Source organism: Acidimicrobiales bacterium (genome assembly GCA_035533595.1).
Classification (GTDB): domain Bacteria; phylum Actinomycetota; class Acidimicrobiia; order Acidimicrobiales; family Bog-793; genus DATLTN01.
Genome location: DATLTN010000031.1, coordinates 81,684 through 105,180, shown reverse-complemented (window position 1 = coordinate 105,180; position 23,497 = coordinate 81,684). Strand labels below are relative to the sequence as shown.

Sequence of the window (23,497 nt, the reverse complement as noted above, 5' to 3'; positions counted from 1 at the left end):
CGACGGCACCGTCGGCGGCGGCCCCCCGGTCAGGCGGTGACGCCCACCTCGTCGAGGCGGCGCTTGGCCTCGGCATAGATCTCGGGAGCGAGCGGGCCCTTCTCCACGGCGGCGACGTTGGCGGCGAGGTGGTCGGGGTTGCGCGTCCCGACGATCGTCGTCGACAGCGCCGGGTGGGTGATCGTGAAGCGGAGCATGAACTCCGTCGCCGGCGCGCCGTCGGCGATCTCGGCGAGCTTCGCGGCCTCGTAGGCGTTCCAGGACTCCTCCGCGCCGTGACCGTCACCGGGCTGGCCCTTCGCGACGCCGCCGCGGATCACCGTGCCGGCACCGGCGTCGGCCGCCTCGGAGATCGGCTTCTCGTGCTCGCGCTGGAGCGCCGAGTAGGGGATCTGGAAGACGTCAAAGACGCCGAGGTCGACGAGGTCGGGGAGGTTCGGCAGCGTCGAGGAGGAGCCGATGTAGCGGACCTTGCCGTCCTTTTGCAGGGAGAGCAGGGTGTCGATGACGCCCTCCTGCTCGAGCACCTCCTTGGAGGGGCTCGCGTGCAGCTGCACGAGGTCGAGGTGGTCGGTCTTCATGCGGCGCAGGCTCTGGTCCACCCCGGCGAGGATGTTCTCCCTCGTGAAGACGTGCGGGCGGCGCTCCCCCGGCTGCGGCTCGGCCGCCCCGACGAGGCAGCCGCACTTGGAGGCGAGGAAGTACTCGTCGCGGCGGTGCGAGATGAACTTGCCGATGCTCTCCTCGCTCTCGCCGTAGTCGATCGAGGTGTCGATGTAGTTGATGCCGGAGTCGAGGACCGCGTTGAGGACCCGCTCGGACTCCTCCGGGGTGATCGGGCGGCCGCGGCGGCCGTCGTCGCCGCGCAGTTCCATCGCGCCGAAGCCGAGGACGGTGACGTCGAGGCCGGTGCGGCCGAGGGTACGGGTGGGGATCGCCATGGTTGCCTCCGAGGGGTCAGGCCTGCTCCGAACCTACTCCCCCGCCACGCGGCGCAGCCGGGCGGCGGGCGAGCGCCCCTTGGCACGTCGAGGAGGCGATCCTCGACACGGGCACAAGGAGCGGCCCGACCCGCCCGTAGCGCGATCAGCCGGCGTCGAGGGCGGCGCGCAGCGTGGCGACGAACGCGGCCGCGCCCTCCGGGCCTTCGCCGTCGAGGAGGCGGCGCACGAGCGCCGAGCCGACGACCACGCCGTCGGCGACGGTGCAGGCCTCGGCGGCCTGCTCGGGGCTCGAGACACCCACGCCGACCAGCACCGGGGTGTCGGTGAGCGACCGGCAACGACCGGCGATGGTGAGCGCCGAGGCGGCGAGGCTGGCGCGCACCCCGGTCACGCCCATCAGCCCGACGGCGTAGACGAAGCCGCGGCTCGCCGCGCAGATCGCCGCCAGGCGGTCGTCGGGGGTGGTGGGGGCGGCGAGGAGGACGGCGTCGACCCCCGCCGCGGCGGCCTCGGTGCGCCACTCCCCCGCCTCGTCGAGGGGGAGGTCGGGGAGGATCGCGCCGGCGACGCCCGCGGCGGCGATCTCGCGGGCCATCCGCCGGTAGCCGGCGCGGGCGACGATGTTCACGTAGGTCATCACCGCGACCGGCACGTCGGCGTCGAGGTGGGCGAGCTCGCCGAGGATGCCGGCCGGCGTCGTGCCGGCGGCGAGGGCGCGCTCGGAGGCCTCCTGGATCACCGGGCCGTCCATCACCGGGTCCGAGAAGGGGATCCCCACCTCGACGGCGTCGGCGCCGGCCGCCGCGAGGGCGCGCACGACGTCCAACCAGTCCCCGCCGAGGCCGCCGGTGACGTAGGGGACGAGGAGCTTGCGCCCCGCGTCGCGCGCGCCCCGCAAGGTCTGTTCGAGGCGCCCCGGCGCGGCCGCGACGGGGGTCACGAGGCGCTCGGCGAAGCTCAACCGAGGCGCTCCATCAGCTGCGCGACGTCCTTGTCGCCGCGCCCCGACAAGGTGACGAGCACCGTCGCCCCACGGGCGACCTCACCCGAGGCGGCGGCGCGCACCAGCCAGGCGAGCGCGTGCGCCGGCTCGAGGGCGGGGAGGATCCCCTCGGTCTCGGCGAGCAGCCGGAAGGCGGCGACGACCTCCTCGTCGTCAACCGACTCGTAGTGCGCCCGCCCCGTCGAGGCGAGGTGGGCGTGCTCGGGGCCGACGCCGGGGTAGTCGAGCCCCGCGGAGATCGAGTGCGCCTCGAGGATCTGGCCCTCCTCGTCCTGGAGGAAGCGGGAGCGCATCCCGTGCACGATCCCCGGCAGGCCGTGGCCGATCGCCGCGCCGCCCGCGGCCTCGACGCCGACGAGCTCGGCGGCGGTGTCGGCGAAGCCGGCGAAGGTCCCCGCCGCGTTCGAGCCGCCGCCGACGCAGGCGACCACGACGTCGGGGTCGCGCCCGAGCAGCTCGCGGCACTGCCCCGCCGCCTCGTCGCCGACGACCCGTTGGAACTCGCGCACCATGTAGGGGAAGGGGTGAGGGCCGACCACCGAGCCGATGCAGTAGTGGGTGCTCTCGACGGTCGCGACCCAGTCCCTGAGCGCCTCGTTGATCGCGTCCTTCAGGGTCTTCGAGCCCGACGAGACGGGGCGGACCTCGGCGCCGAGCAGGCGCATGCGGAAGACGTTCAGCTCCTGGCGGACGACGTCGACCTCGCCCATGTAGACGACGCACTCGAGGCCGAGGAGCGCCGCCGCGGTCGCGCTCGCGACGCCGTGCTGGCCCGCCCCCGTCTCGGCGAGGAGGCGGCGCTTGCCCATCCGCTTGGTGAGCAGCGCCTGGCCGAGGACGTTGTTGATCTTGTGCGAGCCGGTGTGCGCGAGGTCCTCGCGCTTCAGGAGCACCTCGACGCCGAGGCGCTCGGAGAGGCGCGCGCAGCGGGTCACCGGCGTCGGCCGCCCGGCGTAGTCGCGCAGCAGCGTCTGCAGCTCCCCGGTGAAGGAGGGGTCGGCCATCGCGCCGGCGAAGGCCTCCTCGAGCTCGGCGCAGGCCGGGACCAGGCTCTCGGGGACGAAGCGGCCGCCGAACTCGCCGAAGCGCCCCGCCTCGGCCGGCGGCCCCATCGCCGGCCGGTCGCTCGCGCTCAGCGCTCCTCCTGCCAGTCGTAGGGGCCCTCGAGCGCGGGCTCGTAGGGCTCGGGCTCGGCGCGCCGCGCCGTCTGGATGAAGGCCCGCACCTTGCGCGGGTCCTTGTGCCCCGGCGAGGACTCGAGGCCGGTCGAGGCGTCGACCCCCCAGGGGTGGACCTGGGCGATGGCGGCAGCGACGTTGTCGCCGTTCAGCCCGCCGGCGACGATCACCCGCCGGGTGCTCGGCAGCGCCTCGGCGAGGCGCCAGTCGAAGAGCTCCCCCGAGCCCGGTGCGGCGCCGTCGACGAGCAGCGCGTGCGCCGCCTGGAACTCGGCGGCCTCCTCGACGAGACGCGAGCTCGCGCTGAAGCCCTTGATCACGAAGCGCACCACCTGCGCGACCTTGGCGACGTCGTCGGGCCGCTCGTGGCCGTGCAGCTGGGCGGCGCGCAGGCCCGTGCGGGAGACGATCTCGGTGACCCGCTCGGGGAGGTCGTCGCGGAAGACCCCGACGGTGAGGATCTCCGGCGGCAGGCGGCGGACGATCCCCTCGACGAGGGCGGGCGCGACCTGGCGCGGCGAGGGCGAGAAGACGAAGCCGACGGCGTCGGCCCCCATCGCGACGGCGAGCAGAGCGTCCTCCTCGTTGGTGACGCCGCAGACCTTGACGAACACGGGGGCCTCAGGCGCCGGTCAGCACGCCGGCGCCGAGGGCGGCGAGCCGGGCTGCGGGGTCGGCCGCGGTGACGAGGGCCTCGCCGACGAGCACCGCGTCGAAGCCCGCGTCGCGCAGGCGAGCCACGTCGGCGGCGTCGCGGATCCCCGACTCGGCGACGCGCACCACCCCGTCGGGGAGCGCGCCGAGGACGGCGAGCGCGCGCGCGCCGTCGACCTCGAAGGTGCGCAGGTCGCGCTGGTTGACGCCGACGAGCGTGGCCCCGGCGTCGAGGGCGCGCGCCGCCTCGGCTCCGTCGTGGACCTCGACGAGCGCCGAGAGGCCGAGCGCCGCGGCGGCGGCGAGGAAGCGGGCGAGCTCGCCGTCGGAGAGGGCGGCGACGATGAGCAGCACCGCGTCGGCGCCCATCGCCCGCGCGACGAGCAGGTCGGCCTCGCTCACGGTGAAGTCCTTACGCAGCACCGGGAGCGCCACCGCGGCGCGCGCCGCGACGAGGTCCGCCTCGCTCCCCCCGAAGTAGTCGGCGTCGGTGAGCACCGAGAGGCAGCTCGCCCCGCCCGCCGCGTAGGCCGCGGCGAGGGCCGCCGCATCGAGGCCGGGCGCGAGGTCGCCCTTGGAGGGCGAGCGCCGCTTCACCTCGGCGATGACACCGATGCCGCCGCCCGCCCGCCCGGCGCGCGCGAGCGCCCCGGCGAAGTCGCGCGCCGCGGGCGCGCCGGCGGCCGCCTCGCGCAGCGCGCCGAGGTCCGCCGGCGCCGCCGCCCAGGCGGCGCGGTGCGCGGCGAGGATCTCGTCGAGGATCGTGGCCACGGCCCGAGCCTAGTGAAGGGCACGGCCGTCCCCGGGAGCGGTCCCGACGCGAGCGTGGTCGACGCGCGACGCTAGTCGGATGCCCGAAGAGCGCCACCCCCCGACCCCGAGTCACGGGACCGTCCTCGTCATCGAGGACGACCGCAACATCGCCGACCTGCTCGACCTCTACCTCCGCAACGCGGGCTTCCGCGTGCTGCAGGCCCCCGACGGCGTGCGCGGCCTCGAGATCGTCGGCAACGAGCGGCCGGTCCTCGTGCTGTTGGACCTCGGTCTCCCCGGCGGCCTCGACGGCCTCGAGGTCTGCCGCGAGCTCCGCCGCCGGGGCAACATCCCGATCATCATCGTCACCGCCCGCGACGACGAGGTCGACCGCGTGCTCGGCCTCGAGCTCGGCGCCGACGACTACGTCACCAAGCCCTTCTCGCCGCGCGAGCTCGTGGCGCGCGTGCGCGCCGTGCTGCGCCGCACCGACGGGCCGGGCCGCGACGGCGACGCGCCGGTGAGCGTCGGCACCGTGACCGTCGACCCGTTGCGCCGCGAGGTCACCGCCGACGGCGAGCAGGTTGTGTTCACCGCCCGCGAGTTCGACCTCCTGCTGCACTTCGCCGAGAACACCGGCATCGTCTTCAGCCGCCGCCAGCTCCTCGACGCCGTCTGGGGCGACGGCTGGATCGGCGACGAGCGCACCGTCGACGTGCACGTCCGCCAGCTGCGCCGCAAGCTCGGCGACGCCTTCCCGCTCACCACCGTGTGGGGCATCGGCTACCGGTGCGACTGAGCGGGCGGCAGAACCGCCGCTGAGCGGTGCGCGCCCGCATCACCCTCACGCTCTTCGCGCTCGTCGCGGCGGCGCTGTTCCTCGCGGGCAGCGTCAGCCTGCTGCTCGTCCGCCACGCGCAGAGCGCGAGCGCGCAGACCGCCCTCGAGAACGAGGCGCTCACCCTCGCCGCCAACCCGACCCTCGTCTCAAAGAGCACGCTGCCGACGCTCACCAAGCTCCTCGGCCTCGCCTCGGGGGGGAAGATCCTCGTCGACTCGGTGACCGTCGACCGCGACGGCGTGCTCCTCCCCGCGCCGCCCGGCGTGCCGATCGACCGGGCGCAGGGCCGGGCCCTCTTCGCCGGCCAGTCGATCAAGACCTCGCGCAACCACCTCGCCTTCGCCGCTGCCCGCCTGACCACCATCTCGACGGGCAGGGCGCGCATCACCGTCGCCCTCTACCTCGAGTCGCGCCTCAACTTCGCCACCGACAACGGCTGGTACTTCCTCACCGCCGGCGGAGTGGCGTTGCTCGTCGCCGCCGCGGTGGCGGCGGTCATCAGCCAGCGCATCTCGCGGCGCGTCGGCGCGGTCGCGGTCGCGGCGCGCAACATCGCCGCCGGGGACCTCGCGACGCGCGTCCGCCCCCTCGGCGACCGCACCTATCCCGAGCTGCGCGAGCTCGACGCCTCGATCAACACGATGGCCGCCAACCTGGAGCGCGCCCAGCAGGCCGAGCGGGACTTCCTCCTCGCCATCAGCCACGAGTTCCGCACCCCGCTCACCTCGATTCGCGGCTACGCGGAGGCGATCAGCGAGGGCGCCGTCGAGGACACAACCCGCGCCGCCAGCGTCGTCGTCGCCGAGGCCGACCGCCTCGAGCACCTGATCGGCGACCTCCTCGATCTGGCGCGGCTGCGCGCCCGCCAGTTCGCCCTCGACATCGGCGAGATCGACGTCGTGGCCGTCGCCAGCCAGGGCGCGGCGGCGATGCGCTTCGCCTTCACCGCCGAGGGACTGGAGCTCGCCGTCGAGGTGCCCGACGAGCGGCTGATGGTGCGCGCCGACTACCACCGCCTCGCACAGGTCGTCGCCAACCTCCTCGAGAACGCGCAGCGCTTCGCGCGCACCCGCGTCAGCATCCTCGTCGAGCGCGACAACGAGCACGTCCTCGTCGCGGTGCGCGACGACGGCCGCGGCATCGACTCCGAAGACCTCCCGCACATCTTCGAGCGCCTCTTCAAGTCCGACCGCCACCCCGGCCGCACCTCGGGCTCGGGCCTCGGCCTCGCGATCGTCGCCGAGCTCGCGGCGGCGATGGACGCGACCGTCACCGCCCACTCCCCCCTCGGCCCGGACGGCGGCACCGAGATGCGCATCGTCTTCCACCTCGACTCGGTCGAGGCCGACGGCGGCGGCTGACCGCGGCCGAGCTCAGCCCGCGCCGCGCGCCCGCGGCGGCGCGGCCCCCGGAGGGCTCAGGCGGCGACGGACTTCAGGTCGTTCGGTCCCTCGAAACGCAGGCCGAGGTCGCTCCAGGACTCCCCGCCGTCGGCGCTCGCGATGAGCTCACCGGTGTTGAACACGGCGAAGAGGCGCTCGGCGTCGGTCGCGTCGGGGGTCATCGCGACGATCATCCCCCGCCCTGCGAAGGAGAAGGGGAGGGGGACCTCCTCCCAGCTCGTCCCGCCGTCGCGAGTGCGCACGAGCACCGACTCGGCGCCGGACTCGCGCGCCCGCCAACGACCGGGGTTCCCGTTGGCGAGCGCCACGTAGGCGGTCTCCGGCTGGCCCGGCTTCAGCAGGTAGGGGATCGAGTAGGTCTGGCTGTACTCGGTGGCGAGCGCCTGCCAGCTCTCCCCCGCGTCCGCGCTCTTGAAGAGGGCCTTGCCGCCGGAGACCCCCCGCCGGGAGCTCTCGCCCCCGGTCGCGATCGAGAGCTCGTTCGGCGCCGCGGGGTTGATCGCGAAGGTGTGCACGTCGGCGTCGAAGCCCTCGTTGAGCAGCGTCCAGCTCTTCGCCCCGTCGACCGACTTCAAGATGTAGCCAACCTGCAGCGCCAGGTAGAGGACGTCGGGGTTGCTCGGGTCGATGGCGATGTCACGCACGTGCGGCTCGACGTTCGCGACCGGGTAGTCGACCTGCGCGGTCCAGGGGTGCTCCCAGAGGCTCTCGAGGACCTCCCAGTGCTCCCCGAGGTCGTCGCTCACGTAGAGGTCGATCGGCTCGGTCCCCGCGTAGACGCGGCTGTCGTTCACCGGGTCGAGGGTGAGGCAACGGACCTTGCCCGGGCCGCGTCGCCCCCGCGAGGGCTTGGAGAAGGTGGCGCCGCCATCCTCACTGCGCCAGACGCCGTCGCCGCGGGTCCCCGCGAGCACGATGTGCGGGCGGGAGGGGACGACCACGACCTCCTCGACCGAGAGCGTCGGCATCTGCGCCTTGTGCTCCTCCCAGGTGCTCCCGTCCTCGCTACGGAGCGTGCGCACCCCTTCGTCGGTGCCTACGTGCAGAACCGTCGTCATCGTCCCTCCCTTGCTGTCCTGTCGAAAACTGCTGCCCTGTCGAAGTCCCTGCCCTGTCGAAGTCTGCTGCGTCGCCGCGCGCCGCGCTGGGCGGGCTACTTGGTGAAGCTCGACTGCGCGACGAACTGCGCGAGCACCGTGAGGTGGGTCGCGTTGGCGCGGATGTCCTTAACCACGACGTCGGGGGGGTGTAGCCCGGGCTGAGGGCGAAGGCCTCGTAGGCGGCCTTGGTCGAGGCCTGCAGGAGCGCCGAGTGGAAGGCCGCGGTGAGCGCGGCGAGGATCTTCGGCGGCGTGTTCTGCGGGGCGAAGAAGCCGTAGGCCGGCGTCGCGAGCACCGACAGCCGCTCGTCGAGCGCGACCCGCCCGGCGCGCGTCGTCGGCGGGTGGCTCGCCGCGTAGCGCTTCAGCGTCGGCACGCTCTTCATCTGCGCGTACTCGGCGAGGCCCTTCGGGTAGGGGACGGTCGAGAAGAGCACGAGCGGGTTCGCCAACCCCGCGCCGATGAGGGTGCCGAGGGCGGGGACGCCCTGCGCGGCGAAGGGCGCGTCGCCCCGCTGGAAGCCGGCGGCGAGCACCGAGCCGCTCGTGTAGCCGAGCACCAGCTGGGAGTTCACCCGGTAGGCACCGAGGAAGACCCGCAGGTCGAGGTCGACGCCGCCCGGCGTGACGTCGAGGATCTTCGAGGTCGCCCTGGAGTCGACGAACTCGTTCACGTTCTTGATCGCCGAGCGGGGCGAGGCGACGATCGTCGGCGAGCCGCCGACGGCCGCCCCGGCGATGATGTCGATCTTGTTCATCGTGAAGGCGAGGCCGGGGATGTTCGAGACGTCGTTGTCGTAGTTCGAGCCGATGTTCAGCTCACCGATCGTGAGCCCGTCCGGCGTCGAGGTGGCGACGGCGTTCTGGGCGGCGAGGTCGGCGCCGCTCGAGTTGTCGACGATGTTCACCGAGCAGTGCAGGTAGGAGGCGATGAGCGGCCCGATCGGCCGCACGTAGTCGTCGCCGCTCCCACCCGGCTTGGAGCCGACCTCGAAGGTGATCGTCTTGCCGGCGAAGTAGGAGATGTCCGGCTTCACGGCGCCGAGGCGGGCGTGCGGCCCGGCCGCGGCGGCTCCCGCTCCCCCGCCGGCGACGAGCGCGAGCGAGGTGCTGCCGGTGAGCAGTGCGAGCCCGCCCAACGCCGCCCGGCCACGCAGGTGCCTGCTGGGTCTTGCCACGGCGATCCCCCGGTCTCCCTGGTTGTTGCTTAGCTGTGCAATCAGGTGTCCCCGCGGCGGCCGGTCAAGGACCCCGCGGCGACGACGTCACCCGGCGAGCGGCAGCTCGCGCACCTCGGCGGTGAGCGCCGCGCCCGGTGCACCGACGGCCACCTCGGCGGGGGGCACGACCTCGCGCCGCAGGTAGCCGAGGGCGACGAGGGCGCCGTCGGGGCGCGCCGCGACGCTCGTCAGCCGGCCGACCACCTTGTCGCCGGCGAAGAGCTCGGTCCCCGGCGGGGCCGACGCCCCGGCCGGGAGCAGCAGGGCGCGCAGGTTGCGGGGGGTGCGGTTGCCGCGCGCGTCGAGGCGGGCGACGAGCTCCTGGCCGGTGAAGCAGCCCTTGGTGAAGCTCACCGAGCGGGCGACGATCCCCGCCTCGGGGGGGATCGTCGCCTCGTCGAGCTCACTGCCCATCTCCGGGAGGCCCGCCTCGATGCGCGCCGCCTCGAAGGCCTCGGGCGCACCCTCGTTGACGCCCTCGGGGAGCTCGGCCGTGCCGAGCAGGTCCCATCCCGCGTAACCCGGCCACTCGACGCGCAGCGCCGGCGCGCCCGCGAGGGGCGCCGCCTGCGGCCCGCGCAGCTCGACGACGGGCACCGTCTCGAGGGAGAGCTCGGCCTTCACGCGCAGCTTGAAGCGCGCCAGCCGCTCCAAGAGCGCCTCGCCGAAGCCCCCGGCGACGACGAGGAGGAAGGACTCGTCGCCCTGCGCGAGCACGCTCACGAAGGCGTCGAGCTTGCCCTGCGGGGAGAGGACGAGGCTCTCGGCGCTCTCCCCGGCGACGAGCGCGTCGAGGTCCTGGCTGCACTGCCCCTGCAGGTAGCTGCGGGCGTCGGGGCCGGTCACCGAGACGACGTCGCGCGACGAGCGGCGCGCGGTCACGCCGCTGCGGATCGCGGCGTAGGTGGCGGCGGGGTCGAGGGTCATCAGACCGTCTCGGGGGTGCGCGCCACCGGGGCGGCCGCCGCCGCACCGTCGGCCCCGTCTGTCCGGTTCGCATCGGCACCGTCGCCGTCGTCGCGCGCGATGCGGCGCGCCGCGGCGACCGCGGAGAGGATCGCCTGCGCCTTGGCCTGGCACTCCTCGTCCTCGGCGACCGGGTCCGAGTCGGCGACGATGCCCGCTCCGGCCTGCACCGAGGCACGGCCGTCGGGGCCGACGACGAGGGTGCGGATCGCGATCGCGGTGTCGAGGTTGCCGGAGAAGTCGAGGTAGCCGACGACCCCCGCGTAGGGGCCGCGGCGCGTCGGCTCGAGCTCGTCGATGATCTCCATCGCCCGCACCTTCGGCGCCCCCGAGACCGTCCCCGCCGGCAGCGTGGCGCGCAGCACGTCGATCGGCCCCTTGCCGGGGACGAGCTCGCCCGAGACCTGGCTCGTGAGGTGCATCACGTGGCTGTAGTGCTCGAGGGTCATCAGCTCGTCGACGTGCTCGGTGCCGAAGCGCACCACCCTGCCGACGTCGTTGCGCGCGAGGTCGACGAGCATGATGTGCTCCGCCCGCTCCTTCGGGTGCTCGACGAGCTCGGCGCCGAGGCGGCGGTCCTCCTCCTCGCTGCGGCCGCGGGGGCGGGTGCCGGCGATCGGCCGGGAGATCACCCGCCCCTCCTGCACGGTGACGAGGGGCTCGGGGGAGGCGCCGACGACCGAGACGCCGCCCTGGCGGAGGAAGAACATGTACGGCGAGGGGTTCACCTGGCGGAGCGCCCGGTAGACCTCGAAGGGCTCCACGCCGAGGTCGAGGTCGAAGCGCTGGGAGAGCACGATCTGGAAGGCGTCGCCGGCCGCGATGTACTCCTTCGCGGCCTTCACCGCGGCGATGTAGCCCTCCGAGGAGATGACGCGGTGCACCGAGGCGGCGTCGAGGGGCTCGCCGCGCTCGGGGACGCGCGCGAGGCGCGAGGCGCCGGGGCGCCCGAGGTCGGCGCGCAGCGCCGCCAGCCGGGCGCGGGCGTGCGCGTGCGCCCGCTCGAGCTCGGCGACGGGCGGTGCCGGCGCGTCGAGCACGACGTTGTCGACGAGGACGGCGCGGCTCTTCCAGTGGTCGAAGGCGACGAGCTCGCCGATCACCGAGACGACGGCGTCGGGGATCCCGCGGTCGTCAGCGGGGGCCGGGCCGAGGTGCTCCACCTCGCGCACGACGTCGTAGCCGAGGTAGCCGACGAGGCCGCCGTGCATCGGTGGCAGGTCGGGGAGCTTCGGCGAGGAGTAGCAGCCGAGCAGGTGCTCGAGGCAGGCGAGGACGCCGCGGTCGAGCGGCGTGCCGTCGGGGAGCTCGCCCGCGCGCACCTCGATGCGCAGGCCGTCGGCGACGAGCGTGGCGCGGGGGCGGCGGCCGACGAAGGACCAGCGGCTGAAGCGCTCCCCGTGCTCGACCGACTCGAAGAGGAAGCCGTCGTCGTCGCCGACGATGTTGCGGAAGGCGCCGACGGGGGTGAGCGAGTCGGCGAGCAGCTCCTCAGAGACGGGGACGACGCTGTGCTCGGCCGCGAGCGTCGCGAAGCGCTCGAAGCCCGCCTCGGGCACCGCTAGGAGTCGCCGAAGGCGCGGTAGAAGCAGCTGCGCTCGCCGGTGTGACAGGCGCCCTTGCCCTCCTGGTCGACCTCGACGAGGAGGGCGTCGCCGTCGCAGTCGTAAGAGAGGGCGCGCACGTACTGGCGGTCGCCGGAGGTCTCCCCCTTCTGCCAGTACTCCTGGCGGCTGCGGCTGTAGAACCAGGTGCGCCCCGACTCGAGGGTGCGGCGCAGTGCCTCGGCGTCCATGTAGGCGACCATCAGCACCTCGCGCGTCGTCGCCTCCTGCACGACCGCGCAGACGAGGCCCGCCGCGTCGTACTTCACCGTCGCGAGCTGCTCCTCGCTCGCGGTGATCGGCGTGCCGGGGCGCGCCGGGGAGATCGTCTCGGTGGTCTCGCTCATCAACCCTCGCTCATATGTACAGGCCGGTCCCGTTGTCGAGGCGCTCGGAGGCGACGGCGTGCACGTCGCGCTCGCGCAGGATCAGGTACTCCTCGCCGGAGACCTCGACCTCGAAGCTCTCGTCGGGGTTGTAGAGCACGCTGTCACCGGCGCGGATCGTGCGCACGTGCGGGCCGACGGCCGCGACCTCGGACCACATCAGGCGCTTGGAAACCTGCGCCGTCGCGGGGATGAGGATCCCCGAGCGGCTGCGGCGCTCCCCCTCGGCCGGAGGGACCTGCACGAGGAGGCGGTCGGCGAGCATCGTGATCGGCTGCTTCTGGACCGCCGTCTCCGCATTCGCGCCGTCGCTCGCCATCCCCCGAAGCTACTGCCTCCCCGCCCCCCTCCCGTCCGGGGCGGGCGGCCGATCAGAGGAAGGCGATCGTCGGGTAGGAGGCGCCGAGGATCGCCGTCGGGTCGGTGTCGAGCACCTGCTCGAGCACCGTCGCGTAGAGGCTGCGGTAGTCGGTGGTGACCACCAGGCTGGCGTTGCTGTCGAGCTGGGTGAGGCTCGGCTGCTCGCCGTACAAGCCGCCCTTCACCGAAGGGCCGAGCACGAAGGCGCTGTTGCCCGAGCCGTGGTCGGTCCCGCCGCTCGCGTTCGGGGCGACGCGCCGGCCGAACTCGGTGTAGACGAGCAGCACCGTCTCGGCGGCCTGCGGCGAGCCCTGCAGCGACTTGAAGAAGCCGCTGATGCCGGCGTCGAGCTGCTTCAGGAGCGCCGCGTAGGAGGCCACCTCGCCGGCATGGGAGTCGAAGCCGTTGAGGCTCACGCCGTAGACCTGGGTCGGCAGCCCGGCGGCGATCAGCTGCGCGACGACGCCCATCTCGGTGCCGAAGCTGCCCGCCGCGGCGGGGAAGTTCTGGCTCACCCCCGGCGCGTGCTGCAGGGTCGCGGCGACCGACCGGCTGACCGCGAGCATGTCCGTCGCCGAGTAGGCGACGGCGCGCTGCAGCTTGGTGTCGAAGCGGTGCGCCCGCTCCAACAGGCCGTACAGGCCGCGCAGCTCGGCGCCGACGGCGGGCACCTGGGCTGTGGGCGAGGAGTTGGCGAGGATCGAGCTCGCCTTCTTCTCCTTGCCGACGAAGGCGAGCGGGACGTTGCTCCCGAGCCACAGCGACTTCATCGCATCGGAGGGGGTGCGGTCGAGGTAGCGGCCGATCCAGCCGCTCGAGAGGTCACCGGAGGGGTCCCCGCTCTGCCAGATGTCCATCGACTCGAAATGGCTGTAGTTCGGGTCCGGGTAGCCGACGCCGCGCACGACCGCCATCTGCCCCGCGTCCCACAGCGCCTTCATCCCGCCGAGGGCCGGGTGCAGGCCGAAGCCCTGGCCGATCGGGAGGAGTGTCGACTGCGGGACGGCGAGCGCGCCGCGCGTCGCGACGTAGGCCGGGTCGCCGTAGGGGACGACGCTCGTCAGCGCGTCGTGGCCGCCGTAGAGGGTGAGGAGCACGAGGATGCGGTTGCTGCCGCCCGGGTAGGGGGCGGGCGCGGCCGGCACCGGGGCGCGCCGGGCGGCCAGGCGGAGGGGGCGGTGCAGCGCCCCGATCGCCCCGACGCCGAGCGCGCCGGCGAGGAACTTCCGCCGCTCGATGGTTGGGCCGGCCATCGCGTCCTCAGTTCGTCATCGTCTCGGGGGCGACAAGGGCGAGCGCCATCAGCGTCGCCGGCTCGTACCCCGCCTGGTGCAGCACCGTCGTCGTCTCCTTGGTCCACCGCCCGACGCCGAGCAGGCGGGCGAGCAGGTCGAACCGCCCCCGCACCGGCTCGTCGGCGACCGCGGAGAGATCCGCGAGGCCCGCCGCGGTCTGCGCGAAGTTCAGCTGGGTGAGGCTGGAGGAGGTCGACAGCCAGAAGCCGTTGTTCCCCCAGCCGCCGACCGTCGGGGGGTTGAAGAGCTGCTGTCCGAGTTTGGTGAGGGTGTTCGCCACGTAGCCCGGCGCGAACGAGGAGGTGTTGAGGTGGAGCGCGCGCATCGTCCCGACGACCCACTCGACGGGTTGCTTCACGAGGCCGGTGGTCGAGGTCACCGAGACGAAGGAGGGGTGCGCGAGGATCGCCGCGAGCAGGGTGCCGAGGTGGAGGTGCTCGCCGTAGACGGGGGCGAGCTCCTCGACGACGGGGTCGTGCGGCCCGACGGGGTAGGCGAGCCAGCTCCACATCCGCGCCGTGACCCAGCGCGTCGAGACGGCCCGCTTGGTGACGAGGGTGATCGCGTCCTCGCCGCTGTAGGCGCCCGAGCGGCCGAAGATCGTCTTCACCCCGAAGTCGTGCACCGCGGTGTTGAAGACGAAGGCGCCGCTCTGGTAGTTCACGCCCCAGCCGGTGAAGCACCGGGCGAGCTGCTTCACGTCCTCCTCGGTGTAGTGGCCGACCCCCATCGTGAAGCGCTCGAGGAGCTCGCGGGCGAAGTTCTCGTTCGGGTGGGCGGCGAGGTCGGTGACGGTGTCGAGCCAGATGAGCATCGCCGGGTCCTTGGAGAGCGCCGTCGTGAGCACGTCGAAGCTGCCCGCGCCGAGGGCACGGAAGATCGTGTTCTGCCGGTAGAGCAGGCTCGGGTGGTTGACCTTGGAGAAGGCGGTCGGGAACTGCTCGTGCAAGAGGAGGACGAGCTTCTCCTTGAGCGGCGTGGGCGTGGAGGCCATGAGGTCGATCCACCAGTTCTGCAGCGCGAGGAACTCCGCCTGGCGGAGGGCGGAGGAGGTGGGGAGGGCCTCGGTGGAGAAGGAGGAGAACTGCGGCGGCTGCACCTGCAGCGGGCCGTCGTCGACCTCGTGCAGCCCCTTCAGCAGGTGGGCGACGGTCGCGTCCCAGCCGACCTGCTCGGCGCGATCGAGCTCCGCGAGCGAGGCGCCGAAGCCGGCGCGTCGGTAGAGGTGGGCGAGCAGGGCTCGGCTGGCCGTCATTGGTTAGGGACTATCGCCGCCAATTTGCATGCCGACTGTGGCGAGTCGGTTAGAGCTGTGTGAGCTGCACTTTTCGGTCGCGTAACGCGTCGTGCTGCCAGCATCCCCACCGACTCTGCCGATTCTTCGTCCGGCCATGGGTCGCTCAGGTCCTTCGGGCGCGCTCGGTGTGGAGATCGAGGAGCCCGGCCGCGCTCAGGTCGTGATCGACTGGGACCCGCGTCGCCCACACCGGATCCTGCGACCAACACGACCAGGGCAAGCCGATATCGATCCACTTCCGTCCGACTGACGCCGAGATCGGGTCTCACCTCGGGCGACCGCCGCGAAGCAACTCGCGTGCGGCAGCGAGGTCGGTCGCCCGAAAGAGATCCTGACTGTCCGCGATCTCTGTCGGGCGACGCTCGTGCAACCACACGTCGACATCGATCCACACCCCACGCATCCCGATGGCGAGGGCTGGCTGGATGTCGGAGGGAAGGCTGTTGCCCACCGACCAGGCCTCGGCCGGATGCCCGTTCATTCGCTTGAGGAGCTCTCGGAAGCTCCGCTCATCTTTGTCCGCGACGATCTCGATCACCGAGAAGTACGAGGCGAGGCCGCTCTCGACCACCCGCTGGCGCTGAACGTCGGGATCGCCCTTCGTCAACAGGGCGAGCCCGAATTCGCCCTGGAGATCGGCAAGAACCACCTCCGCTTCCGGAACGACCGCGGCCGGATGGCTGAAGACCTGACTCGAAGCCCGACAGATCGCGTCGCCAATTTCGGGCGAAGGTGTGCGGTGATTCTCCCGACAGAGTGCCTCGTACGCTTCCCGGCTTGAGGTAGGGAAGCGCTGCCGCGACAGGCCGAGCCGCTTCACGTTGACGACGTCAACTTCCCGCTGACGCCCCTCGAACGTCGCTCTGTCCACGCCGTCGCTTGCTGCGATCTCCGCCGCCGCGGAGCGTGCGTGGTGATAGATCTGCTCGGTGAGCCACAAGGTGTCATCACCGTCGAAGATCACGACCGGTGTGCGAGGGTCCGGCCGGTCAGCGACGCGAGCACCATGCAGCTGTGCTTGCGACACGCGAAAACGAGTATTGGCGGGCGCTCGCGTCGAGGACGCCAGGAGGTCGGCGCTGACGCCGCGCCGGGAGCGATAGCCGAGGAGCGCTCAATCGGCTGCGCAGGTCAGCCAGGCGCCACCGAACAACGCTGCTCGAGCGCGGCGAGGCGCGAGCTGAGCTTGGCCTGACGCGCGGAGAGCGCACCCAGACGAGCGTCGATCTTCTGCACGCGGGTGCCGTTGTCGTTGGCGGTCGCGAGCGTGAGCGCATGCTGCAGGAGCACCTGACGGGCGGCGACGGCCCGCTGCACGGCGGCGACGAGGTCGACCCGCTCCTGGGCGAGAACGCAGTGCGTCGCCGTGGGGGCGTGCACTGCCGCCGAGGCGCCACCGGTGAGCGCGAGGCCACCAAAGGAGAGTGTGAGCGAGAGTCCCCCGGCGAGCGCCGCCAGCCGTCGTCTGTGCATTGCAGGCCCCCCATCGGGCCGTCCGTCCGGCCCGTCGCACAATTTACATTCTCGGCGCCATTACCACCGCGCGCGCGGCACGGCCCTGCCCGCGAGGTCTGCCGCTGGCTACGCGCCGACCGGGCGCACCGGGACGCCCGCCGCCGCGAGGTGCTCCTTGGCCTCGGCGATCGTGAAGGTGCCGTAGTGGAAGATCGAGGCCGCGAGGACGGCGTCGGCACCGGCCGCCGCGCCCTCGGCGAGGTGCTCGAGGCTGCCGACCCCTCCCGAGGCGACGAGGGGGACGCTGATCACCTCGTCGAGGGCCCGCAACAGGTCGAGGTCGTAGCCGGCCTCGGTGCCGTCACGGTCCATCGAGGTGACGAGCAGCTCGCCGGCGCCGAGGCGCTCCGCGAGCACGGCCCAGGTGAGGGCGTCGAGGCCGGTGGGCCTCCGCCCGCCGTGGGTGAAGACCTCGAAGCGGCCCCCGACGACGCGCACGTCGATCGCGACGACGACGCACTGGGCTCCGAAGGTCTGGGCGAGCTCGGCGACGAGCGCCGGGCGGGCGATCGCCGCCGAGTTCACCGCGACCTTGTCCGCCCCGGCCCGCAGCAGCACGCGGGCGTCCTCCACGCTGCGCACCCCCCCACCGACGGTGAGCGGGATGAAGAGCTGGTCGGCGGCGCGCGCGACCACCTCGACGATCGTGTCGCGGTCGTCGGAGGAGGCGGTGATGTCGAGGAAGACGAGCTCGTCGGCACCCTCCGCGTCGTAGCGCACGGCGAGCTCTACGGGGTCGCCCGCGTCGCGCAGCCCGACGAAGTTCACCCCCTTCACCACCCGCCCGGCGTCGACGTCGAGGCAGGGGACGACCCTCACGGCCCGCACGCGTCCACCGCCTCCGCGACCGTCATCGCCCCCGAGAGGAGGGCCTTGCCGACGACGACCCCCGCCAGGCGGCGGCCGTCGACCTCGAGCTCGCGCAGCGCCTCGAGGTCAGAGAGGCTCGCCACTCCCCCCGAGGCGACGATCGGCAGCGCGCTCTGCTCGAGGAGCGTCGCGTAGCCCTCGAGGTCGGGGCCGGCGAGGGTCCCGTCGCGGTCGATCGGGGTGACGATCACCGCGCCGAGCGGCGCGCCTTCGTAGGCGGCGAGGAGCTCGGCGAGCTTCACGCCGCCGCCCTCCAGCCAGCCGCGCAGCGCCACCTCGCCGTCGCGGTGGTCAAGGCCAACCGCGATCGCGCCGGGGTGCGCGGCGGCGAGGGCGCGCACGCGCTCCGGGGCCTCGGCCGCGAGGGTGCCGAGGACGACGCGCGCCGCCCCGAGCCCGAGGAGCGCCTCGGCGCGCGCCTCGTCGCGCACCCCGCCGCCGACCTCGACGGGGACGCCGGCGGCGGCGATGATCCCGGCCACGACCGCGGCGTTGTCGGGGCTCGCGCCGCGCGCCGCGTCGAGGTCGACGACGTGCAGCGCGCGCGCCCCGCCGGCGACGAAGGCGGCCGCCTGCTCGAGGGGGTCGCCGTAGACGGTCTCCTCGGCGAAGTCGCCCCGCAGCAGGCGCACGCAGCGACCGCCGCGCAGGTCGATCGCCGGCAGGCACTGCATCACTTGGCCGCGGCCGCGCCGGCGGCGGCGAGGAAGCGCTCGAGCAGCGAGAGGCCCGAGCGCCCCGACTTCTCCGGGTGGAACTGCACTCCCCACAACGAGCCCTCCTCGACCGCGGCGACGACGGGGCCGCCGTAGTCGCAGGTGCCGACGACCGCGGCCTCGTTCGCGGCCACCTGCTCGGGGGCGTAGGAGTGCACGAAGTAGAACCACGGCCGCTCGCCGAGGCCCTCGAGCATCGCCGAGGGGCGCCCCGCGGGGCGGTCGAGGCGGTTCCACTGCATCTGCGGGAGCTTCACTCGGCCGGGGATGCGGCGGACGACCCCCGGGAGGAGGCCGAGGCCGGCCGCCCCGGGGTCCTCCTCGGAGGCCTCGAAGAGCAGCTGGAAGCCGACGCAGATGCCGAGGAAGGGAAGGCCGCGGGCGACGGCGAGACGGCAGGGCTCGTCGAGGCCGGAGGCGCGCAACGCCGCGGCGCAGGCCCCGAAGGCGCCGACGCCCGGCAGCACGACCGCGTCCGCGGTGGCCGCCCGCTCGGGGTCGCTCACGAGCTCGGCCGCGCCGCCGAGGTGCACGAGGGCCTTCTCTGCCGAGCGGAGGTTGCCGATCCCGTAGTCGAGAACGGCGATCACCCCTACAGCACCCCCTTGGTCGAGGGGATCTGGCCCCCTTCGACCCGCACCGCGTCGCGCAGCGCACGCGCCACGCCCTTGAAGGTCGCCTCGAGGAGGTGGTGGGTGTTGCGGCCGTAGCGGGAGGAGACGTGCAGGGTGAGCGCCGCCTCGACGGCGAAGGCGCGGAGGAACTCCTCGGCGAGCTGCGGGTCGAAGCCCGGCTGGCCGAGCGGCGTCGGCTCCGCGCCGAAGTCGACCGCGTAGACGAGGAAAGGCCGCCCCGAGAGGTCGAGGGCGACCTCGACGAGCGTCTCGTCGAGGGGCAGGGCGATGGAGGCGAAGCGTCGGATGCCCGCCTTGTCGCCGAGCGCCTCACGCAGCGCCTGGCCGAGGGAGAGGCCGGTGTCCTCGACGGTGTGGTGGGTGTCGACCTCGAGGTCGCCCCTGGCGGCGACGGTGAGGTCGAAGCCCCCGTGACGGCCGAGCTGGGAGAGCATGTGGTCGAAGAAGGGGATCCCCGTCTCCACCTCGGTGTGGCCCTCGCCGTCGAGGCGGAGGTCGACGGCGATGTCGCTCTCCCGGGTGGTGCGTCGGACCGAGGCGCTGCGGGGGCTCACTTTGGTGTCGCTGGCCATGCTCCAGCCTGCCACGTCGGCCGCAGCCTTCAGGCGAGGCTCGCCCTGAGCGCGGCGAGGAAGGCGTCGTTCTCGGCCGCGGCGCCGATCGTCACCCTGAGGAAGCCCTCGAGGTGCGGGACGGTCGAGATGTCGCGGACGAGGATCGAGCGGTCGACGAGCTCCCCCCACACCTGTTTCGCGTCCTTCGCCGTCGGACGGAACAGGACGAAGTTCGCGTCCGAGGGGCAGACCTCGACGGCGAGCCCTCCGAGGGCGGCGACGAGGCGGCGGCGCTCGGCGACGAGGCGCTCGACGCGCCCCGCCATGTCGTCGCCATAGGAGAGGGCGAGGCGGCCGGCGAGCTGCTTCAGCGCGTCGAGATGGTACGGCAGGGTGACGGCGAAGAGCGCCTCGACGACCTCGGGGGCGGCGATCGCATAGCCGAGGCGGAGCGCGGCGAGCGACCAGGTCTTGGAGAAGGTGCGCACCACGACGAGGTTGTCGACCGCCCCGAGCTCGAGCGCCGAGGAGGGGGCGAACTGGCCGTAGGCCTCATCGACGACGACGAGGCCGGGGGCGCGCCGCAGGGCCCGTTCGATGAGCGCGGTCGGCTCGACCCGCCCGGTCGGGTTGTTCGGCGAGCAGATGAAGGTGAGCACCGGGTTCGCGCCGCCGTGGGTGCGCTCCCCCTCGGCGATGACGCGCTCGAGCTCGCCCTCCTCGATCAGGTAGTCCGTGTCGCGCCGGCCGGCGAGGACGTCGGTGCCGGTGACGCGCGCGATGTGCGAGTGCAGCGCGTAGGTCGGCTCGAAGAGGGCGACCGCCCGCCCCGGCCCCCCGTAGGCGAGGAGGAGGGACTGCAGCACCTCGTTCGAGCCGTTCGCGCAGTAGACGGACTCGACCCCCACCCCGTGCAGCTCGGCGACGGCGCTGCGCAGCGCCACGGCCTCGCGGTCGGGGTAGCGGTTGAAGGCAATCCCGGCGATCCCCCCGCTCAGCTCCTCGAGGAAGGCCGCCGGAGGCGACTCGGGCGCCTCGTTGGTGTTCAGCCGCACGTCGACGTCGATCTGGGGGGAGTAGTAGCCCTCCATCAGCGCCACGTCGTCGCGGGGCGCGACGCCACGGCGGCGGGGCGCCGGCTCGGGAGCCGCGCCGTTCACGGGGCGCTCCAGGTGGCGCGGTCGACGCGCAGCAGCGCCGCCTCGGCGTGCGCGGGGAGGCCCTCGGCGTTGGCGATCGCCGCCACGTGGCCGGCAACGCGGGCGATGCCCTCGGGCGTCACCTCGACGGCGTGCACGCGGCGGAGGAAGTCCTCGACGCCGAGCACCGAGGCGAAGCGCGCCGTGGCGAAGGTCGGCAGCACGTGGCTCGGCCCGGCGAGGTAGTCACCGACCGCGGCAGGGGCGAGCGGGCCGACGAAGACCACGCCCGCGTGGCGCACCCGCTCGAGCAGCGGCGCGGGGTCGGCGACCAGCAGCTCGAGGTGCTCGGGAGCGATCTCGTTGGCGACCGCCATCGCCTCCTCGGGGCCGTCGACGATCACCGCGTAGCCCCCCGCGGCGAGGGTCGACTCGGTCTCGGCGCGTCGCGGCGAGGCGGCGACGAGTCGGGCGACGGCCTCGGTGACCTGCGCCGCGACCTCCTCGGACCAGGTGATCAGCCAGGCGAGGCCGTCCGGGCCGTGCTCGGCCTGGACGATGATGTCGATCGCCGCCCACTCCGCGGGAGTCGCCTGGTCGGCGATCACGACGACCTCGGAGGGGCCGGCGAAGGCGGCCGGCACGCCGACCACGCCGCGCACCTCGCGCTGCGCGATCGAGACCCACTTGCTCCCAGGCCCGACGATCACGTCGACCTTTCTCACCGACTCGGTGCCGTAGGCCATCGCCGCTATCGCCTGCGCGCCGCCGATGCGGTACACCTCGTGCACCCCGGCGAGCGCGCACGCCGCGAGCAGCTCTGTCGGCGGGTCACCGTCGGGGCCGGGGGGCGCGCAGCAGGCCACCTCGCCGACGCCGGCGACGATCGCCGGCACCGCGGTCATGAGCACGCTCGAGGGGTACTTCGCCCGCCCGCCCGGCGCGTAGACCCCGGCGCGCTCGACGGGGAGCTCGTAGTGGGTGACCGCGATGCCGCCCCGCTCGTAGCGCTCGGGGAGCGGGGCGCGGTGGCGGTGGAAGGCGGCGATCGCGTCGCGGGCCTCCTCGAGGGCGGCGCGCAGCTCGGGGCTGATCGAGGCGAGCGCCTTGTCGAGGGCGGCCTCCTCGACGCGCAGCTCGTCGAGCTCGACGTGGTCGAAGCTCAGCGCGTACTCGCGGATTGCCTCGTCGCCGCGGGCGCGCACCTCGGCGAGGATCTGACGGACCTGCTCGACAGGCCCTTCGGCACCGAGGTCGGGACGGGGGAGGTCGAGGGGCGCGGTGCGGTCGCGACCACGGAGGTCCAGGGTGCGGAGCATCCGGCCTACCGTAGCCAAGCCGAATCACGTCCCTTTCCCCTGGGAGGATGGCCCCCGTGCCCGCAGACCGCTCCGAGCTGTCCTCGATCGCCACCCTCCTCGAGCAGCTCACGACGCGCATCTCCGCGATGGGAGAGCAGGCCCAGGTGGTGAAGGAGGACGGCCTCGCGAGCGAGCTCTTCGCGGTCGAGCGCGCGCTCGTGGGCGCCGGGCGACGGATCAACCGCCTGCTCGGGCCGAGCCGCTGACCGGCCGGCGAGGCCTCGCGGGCGGCCGTCAGCAGCGAACCGACGGTGCCACCGCGGTGTCGAGGCGCGGGCCGCGCGCCGACCGACGCCGCCACAGCATCACCGAGGTGGTGGCGAGCAGCACCGCCATCGCCACGCAGAACGAGTTGCCGGCGCCGAGCTGCCAGCCGCGCTCGGTGAGCTCGACGGGGTGCGCCGACGGCCACCACGAGTGCGGCACCCACCAGATGGGCGCGATCCAGAAGAAGACGGCGACCACGCCGGCCCACCACTCGCCGTGGCGCGGGCGATCCGCGGCGAGCGCCAGCCAGAGGATCAGCGGCAGCACCCAGACGAGGTGATGTACCCAGCTAGAGAACGGCCCCGGGCGCTCCTGGCGCTGGCGCGGTGAGGGCGCGCCGCCTCAGCGGCGCCCCCTCGCGGAGCGGAGACGGGCCGTCGCCGCGGTCGTGAGTCGCTCGATCGCCTGCGGCGGGAAGGGCCAGACGGCGCTGACGTTGATCTCGCAGAGCACGTAGCTGTCCTCCCCCGACGCGCGCTTCGGCCCGTAGAGGAAGTCGGCGTCCCAGATGACCGGCAGCGACTCCGCATCGAGGTCGAGCACCTGCTGCAGCCGCGGCAGCCACTCCGACTCCATCAGCGCTCTGATCGCCTGGTAGGCGGGGGCCTCCGCGCCCTCCATCTCCGAGCGCCGCCGCTCGCGGGCGCCGGCGGCGGACGGGGGGAGCAGCCCCGCCGGCCACTGCTGACAGAACCCCGCCACCTGGTCCTGCACGAGGTAGCAGCGGACCATTCCTTCGCCGAGGCGCTCCTGGTAGGGCTGGTCCACCATGAACCCCGCCCAGTCGAAGTACTCCGCGCAGCGCTCCACGAAGTCCGTGAGGGCGAGCTCCTCGACGCGCGCCTCTCGGGAGGCGTGCTGCACCCGCACCCTCGACTGGGTCCCGGGGCTCCCTTCCCCGCCGTACGCGCCCTCGAGCAGCTCGACGCGGAAGACCCCGTGCCCGCCGTTGCCCCGGCCCTGCTTGAGGACGCGCACGCCCTCGGCGCCGAGGCGGCGCGCGAAGCGCTCGCGGAGCTCCGCGACGCTCCGGTAGAGGTCGGTGTCGGTGCCCCAACCGAGCGTCCTCGTCTCGTAGAGCACCTCCTTTGTGCCCATCTTCAAGATCACGTCGGGATGGGTGGAGACCCACACGCCCTCGGAGGAAACCTCCCGCAGGAGTTGATCGAGCGGTGCCCGGTTCGCGCCCCCCTCGACGGGGTTCACCCAGACGATCACGCCGTCGAGGGCGAGCAGCTGCTCGCGCACCGCCTCGACCGTGTCGGCGGAGTACAGCACGTGCTCCGGTACGACGTCGCGTGCGCAAAAGGCCTCGTCGAGGGCAGCGAAGCGCTCCGGGGAACGCGATGCGTTGTCCGACGAGCCGGGCTCGTTCTGCCAGAGGAGCCCGATCCGCGCCGCACCCTCTCGGGAGGTTCCTTCCATGTGCTGTCTCCT

The 23,497-nt window shown here is 73.4% G+C and carries 26 protein-coding genes; 3 read left to right on the top strand and 23 right to left on the bottom strand.

Features of this window, described 5'->3' with window-relative positions:
* Positions 1 to 29 precede the first annotated feature (29 nt).
* The 5 genes from VNF07_06450 to VNF07_06430 all read right to left on the bottom strand — a co-directional run bounded on the left by VNF07_06450 (position 30) and on the right by VNF07_06430 (position 4,550).
* A complete protein-coding gene (locus VNF07_06450) occupies positions 30 to 941 on the bottom strand; it encodes an aldo/keto reductase (protein ID HVB05869.1) in 912 nt (303 codons plus the stop codon).
* 145 nt (positions 942 to 1,086) lie between these two features.
* Entirely contained in the window at positions 1,087 to 1,905 is an 819-nt protein-coding gene (trpA, locus tag VNF07_06445) for a tryptophan synthase subunit alpha (GenBank protein HVB05868.1), read from the bottom strand.
* Positions 1,902 to 3,059 carry a tryptophan synthase subunit beta gene (trpB, locus tag VNF07_06440; protein HVB05867.1) on the bottom strand — a complete coding sequence of 386 codons (1,158 nt, stop codon included), beginning with the start codon at positions 3,057 to 3,059 and terminating at the stop codon, positions 1,902 to 1,904. Before trpB ends, trpA begins: the two co-directional genes overlap by 4 nt.
* A gap of 20 nt (positions 3,060 to 3,079) precedes the next feature.
* A complete protein-coding gene (locus VNF07_06435) occupies positions 3,080 to 3,739 on the bottom strand; it encodes a phosphoribosylanthranilate isomerase (GenBank protein ID HVB05866.1) in 660 nt (219 codons plus the stop codon).
* A gap of 7 nt (positions 3,740 to 3,746) precedes the next feature.
* A complete protein-coding gene (locus VNF07_06430; protein HVB05865.1) occupies positions 3,747 to 4,550 on the bottom strand; it encodes an indole-3-glycerol phosphate synthase TrpC in 804 nt (267 codons plus the stop codon).
* Positions 4,551 to 4,629: 79 nt separating this feature from the next.
* Between VNF07_06430 and VNF07_06425 the strand changes: the two genes are divergently transcribed.
* Both VNF07_06425 and VNF07_06420 read left to right on the top strand, forming a co-directional pair.
* Positions 4,630 to 5,331: a response regulator transcription factor gene (locus VNF07_06425; protein HVB05864.1), complete on the top strand. Its 702-nt coding sequence runs from the start codon at positions 4,630 to 4,632 to the stop codon at positions 5,329 to 5,331.
* Positions 5,332 to 5,357: 26 nt separating this feature from the next.
* Complete coding sequence (locus VNF07_06420) at positions 5,358 to 6,734, top strand: HAMP domain-containing sensor histidine kinase (GenBank protein HVB05863.1); 1,377 nt, start codon at positions 5,358 to 5,360, stop codon at positions 6,732 to 6,734.
* A gap of 56 nt (positions 6,735 to 6,790) precedes the next feature.
* Here VNF07_06420 and VNF07_06415 read toward each other — a convergent pair whose 3' ends face one another.
* From VNF07_06415 to hisD, 16 genes are all read right to left on the bottom strand, one after another.
* A complete protein-coding gene (locus VNF07_06415; GenBank protein HVB05862.1) occupies positions 6,791 to 7,834 on the bottom strand; it encodes a hypothetical protein in 1,044 nt (347 codons plus the stop codon).
* Complete coding sequence (locus VNF07_06410) at positions 7,782 to 9,014, bottom strand: hypothetical protein (GenBank protein HVB05861.1); 1,233 nt, start codon at positions 9,012 to 9,014, stop codon at positions 7,782 to 7,784. Before VNF07_06410 ends, VNF07_06415 begins: the two co-directional genes overlap by 53 nt.
* Positions 9,015 to 9,140: 126 nt before the next feature.
* Complete coding sequence (locus tag VNF07_06405; protein ID HVB05860.1) at positions 9,141 to 10,022, bottom strand: hypothetical protein; 882 nt, start codon at positions 10,020 to 10,022, stop codon at positions 9,141 to 9,143.
* A complete protein-coding gene (locus VNF07_06400) occupies positions 10,022 to 11,620 on the bottom strand; it encodes a chorismate-binding protein (GenBank protein HVB05859.1) in 1,599 nt (532 codons plus the stop codon). Before VNF07_06400 ends, VNF07_06405 begins: the two co-directional genes overlap by 1 nt.
* Before the next feature lie 2 nt (positions 11,621 to 11,622).
* Positions 11,623 to 12,012, bottom strand: coding sequence for a phosphoribosyl-AMP cyclohydrolase (gene hisI / locus VNF07_06395; GenBank protein HVB05858.1), 390 nt, complete (start codon positions 12,010 to 12,012; stop codon positions 11,623 to 11,625).
* Positions 12,013 to 12,022: 10 nt separating this feature from the next.
* Positions 12,023 to 12,370 carry a co-chaperone GroES gene (locus VNF07_06390; protein HVB05857.1) on the bottom strand — a complete coding sequence of 116 codons (348 nt, stop codon included), beginning with the start codon at positions 12,368 to 12,370 and terminating at the stop codon, positions 12,023 to 12,025.
* A 52-nt stretch (positions 12,371 to 12,422) separates the two neighbouring features.
* A complete protein-coding gene (locus tag VNF07_06385) occupies positions 12,423 to 13,664 on the bottom strand; it encodes a DUF1501 domain-containing protein (protein ID HVB05856.1) in 1,242 nt (413 codons plus the stop codon).
* A gap of 7 nt (positions 13,665 to 13,671) precedes the next feature.
* On the bottom strand, positions 13,672 to 14,961 hold the full coding sequence (locus VNF07_06380) for a DUF1800 domain-containing protein (protein ID HVB05855.1): 1,290 nt from the start codon (positions 14,959 to 14,961) through the stop codon (positions 13,672 to 13,674).
* 307 nt (positions 14,962 to 15,268) lie between these two features.
* On the bottom strand, positions 15,269 to 15,967 hold the full coding sequence (locus VNF07_06375; GenBank protein ID HVB05854.1) for an HAD family hydrolase: 699 nt from the start codon (positions 15,965 to 15,967) through the stop codon (positions 15,269 to 15,271).
* 167 nt (positions 15,968 to 16,134) lie between these two features.
* Complete coding sequence (locus VNF07_06370; protein HVB05853.1) at positions 16,135 to 16,476, bottom strand: hypothetical protein; 342 nt, start codon at positions 16,474 to 16,476, stop codon at positions 16,135 to 16,137.
* Positions 16,477 to 16,584: 108 nt separating this feature from the next.
* The gene (hisF, locus tag VNF07_06365) at positions 16,585 to 17,346 is read right to left on the bottom strand and encodes an imidazole glycerol phosphate synthase subunit HisF (protein ID HVB05852.1); all 762 of its coding nucleotides are present in this window, start codon (positions 17,344 to 17,346) and stop codon (positions 16,585 to 16,587) included.
* Positions 17,334 to 18,062 carry a HisA/HisF-related TIM barrel protein gene (locus VNF07_06360; GenBank protein ID HVB05851.1) on the bottom strand — a complete coding sequence of 243 codons (729 nt, stop codon included), beginning with the start codon at positions 18,060 to 18,062 and terminating at the stop codon, positions 17,334 to 17,336. The genes hisF and VNF07_06360 overlap by 13 nt, the downstream gene beginning before the upstream one ends.
* Entirely contained in the window at positions 18,062 to 18,694 is a 633-nt protein-coding gene (gene hisH, locus VNF07_06355) for an imidazole glycerol phosphate synthase subunit HisH (protein ID HVB05850.1), read from the bottom strand. Before hisH ends, VNF07_06360 begins: the two co-directional genes overlap by 1 nt.
* Positions 18,695 to 18,696: 2 nt before the next feature.
* Entirely contained in the window at positions 18,697 to 19,311 is a 615-nt protein-coding gene (hisB, locus tag VNF07_06350) for an imidazoleglycerol-phosphate dehydratase HisB (protein HVB05849.1), read from the bottom strand.
* 29 nt (positions 19,312 to 19,340) lie between these two features.
* Positions 19,341 to 20,453 carry a histidinol-phosphate transaminase gene (gene hisC, locus VNF07_06345; protein HVB05848.1) on the bottom strand — a complete coding sequence of 371 codons (1,113 nt, stop codon included), beginning with the start codon at positions 20,451 to 20,453 and terminating at the stop codon, positions 19,341 to 19,343.
* Positions 20,450 to 21,751: a histidinol dehydrogenase gene (gene hisD / locus VNF07_06340; GenBank protein HVB05847.1), complete on the bottom strand. Its 1,302-nt coding sequence runs from the start codon at positions 21,749 to 21,751 to the stop codon at positions 20,450 to 20,452. The genes hisC and hisD overlap by 4 nt, the downstream gene beginning before the upstream one ends.
* Before the next feature lie 47 nt (positions 21,752 to 21,798).
* Between hisD and VNF07_06335 the strand changes: the two genes are divergently transcribed.
* Positions 21,799 to 21,999, top strand: coding sequence for a hypothetical protein (locus tag VNF07_06335; protein HVB05846.1), 201 nt, complete (start codon positions 21,799 to 21,801; stop codon positions 21,997 to 21,999).
* 28 nt (positions 22,000 to 22,027) lie between these two features.
* Here the strand turns inward: VNF07_06335 and VNF07_06330 are convergent, their stop codons facing one another.
* Together VNF07_06330 and VNF07_06325 are read right to left on the bottom strand one after the other, a co-directional pair.
* Positions 22,028 to 22,327, bottom strand: coding sequence for a hypothetical protein (locus tag VNF07_06330; protein HVB05845.1), 300 nt, complete (start codon positions 22,325 to 22,327; stop codon positions 22,028 to 22,030).
* A 75-nt stretch (positions 22,328 to 22,402) separates the two neighbouring features.
* The gene (locus VNF07_06325; protein HVB05844.1) at positions 22,403 to 23,485 is read right to left on the bottom strand and encodes a Cj0069 family protein; all 1,083 of its coding nucleotides are present in this window, start codon (positions 23,483 to 23,485) and stop codon (positions 22,403 to 22,405) included.
* Between the last annotated feature and the right edge of the window lie 12 nt (positions 23,486 to 23,497).

Excerpts from the sequence above, each read along its gene's own strand:
- VNF07_06385 (HVB05856.1), bottom strand. The coding sequence starts at position 13,664 with ATGGCCGGCCCAACCATCGAGCGGCGGAAGTTCCTCGCCGGCGCGCTC.
- VNF07_06335 (HVB05846.1), top strand. The coding sequence starts at position 21,799 with ATGGCCCCCGTGCCCGCAGACCGCTCCGAGCTGTCCTCGATCGCCACC.
- VNF07_06390 (HVB05857.1), bottom strand. The coding sequence starts at position 12,370 with ATGGCGAGCGACGGCGCGAATGCGGAGACGGCGGTCCAGAAGCAGCCG.
- VNF07_06415 (HVB05862.1), bottom strand. The coding sequence starts at position 7,834 with ATGACGACGGTTCTGCACGTAGGCACCGACGAAGGGGTGCGCACGCTC.
- VNF07_06360 (HVB05851.1), bottom strand. The coding sequence starts at position 18,062 with ATGCAGTGCCTGCCGGCGATCGACCTGCGCGGCGGTCGCTGCGTGCGC.
- trpB (HVB05867.1), bottom strand. The coding sequence starts at position 3,059 with ATGGGGCCGCCGGCCGAGGCGGGGCGCTTCGGCGAGTTCGGCGGCCGC.
- VNF07_06450 (HVB05869.1), bottom strand. The coding sequence starts at position 941 with ATGGCGATCCCCACCCGTACCCTCGGCCGCACCGGCCTCGACGTCACC.
- VNF07_06380 (HVB05855.1), bottom strand. The coding sequence starts at position 14,961 with ATGACGGCCAGCCGAGCCCTGCTCGCCCACCTCTACCGACGCGCCGGC.
- hisD (HVB05847.1), bottom strand. The coding sequence starts at position 21,751 with ATGCTCCGCACCCTGGACCTCCGTGGTCGCGACCGCACCGCGCCCCTC.
- VNF07_06370 (HVB05853.1), bottom strand. The coding sequence starts at position 16,476 with ATGCACAGACGACGGCTGGCGGCGCTCGCCGGGGGACTCTCGCTCACA.
- hisI (HVB05858.1), bottom strand. The coding sequence starts at position 12,012 with ATGAGCGAGACCACCGAGACGATCTCCCCGGCGCGCCCCGGCACGCCG.
- VNF07_06405 (HVB05860.1), bottom strand. The coding sequence starts at position 10,022 with ATGACCCTCGACCCCGCCGCCACCTACGCCGCGATCCGCAGCGGCGTG.
- VNF07_06425 (HVB05864.1), top strand. The coding sequence starts at position 4,630 with ATGCCCGAAGAGCGCCACCCCCCGACCCCGAGTCACGGGACCGTCCTC.
- hisB (HVB05849.1), bottom strand. The coding sequence starts at position 19,311 with ATGGCCAGCGACACCAAAGTGAGCCCCCGCAGCGCCTCGGTCCGACGC.
- VNF07_06325 (HVB05844.1), bottom strand. The coding sequence starts at position 23,485 with ATGGAAGGAACCTCCCGAGAGGGTGCGGCGCGGATCGGGCTCCTCTGG.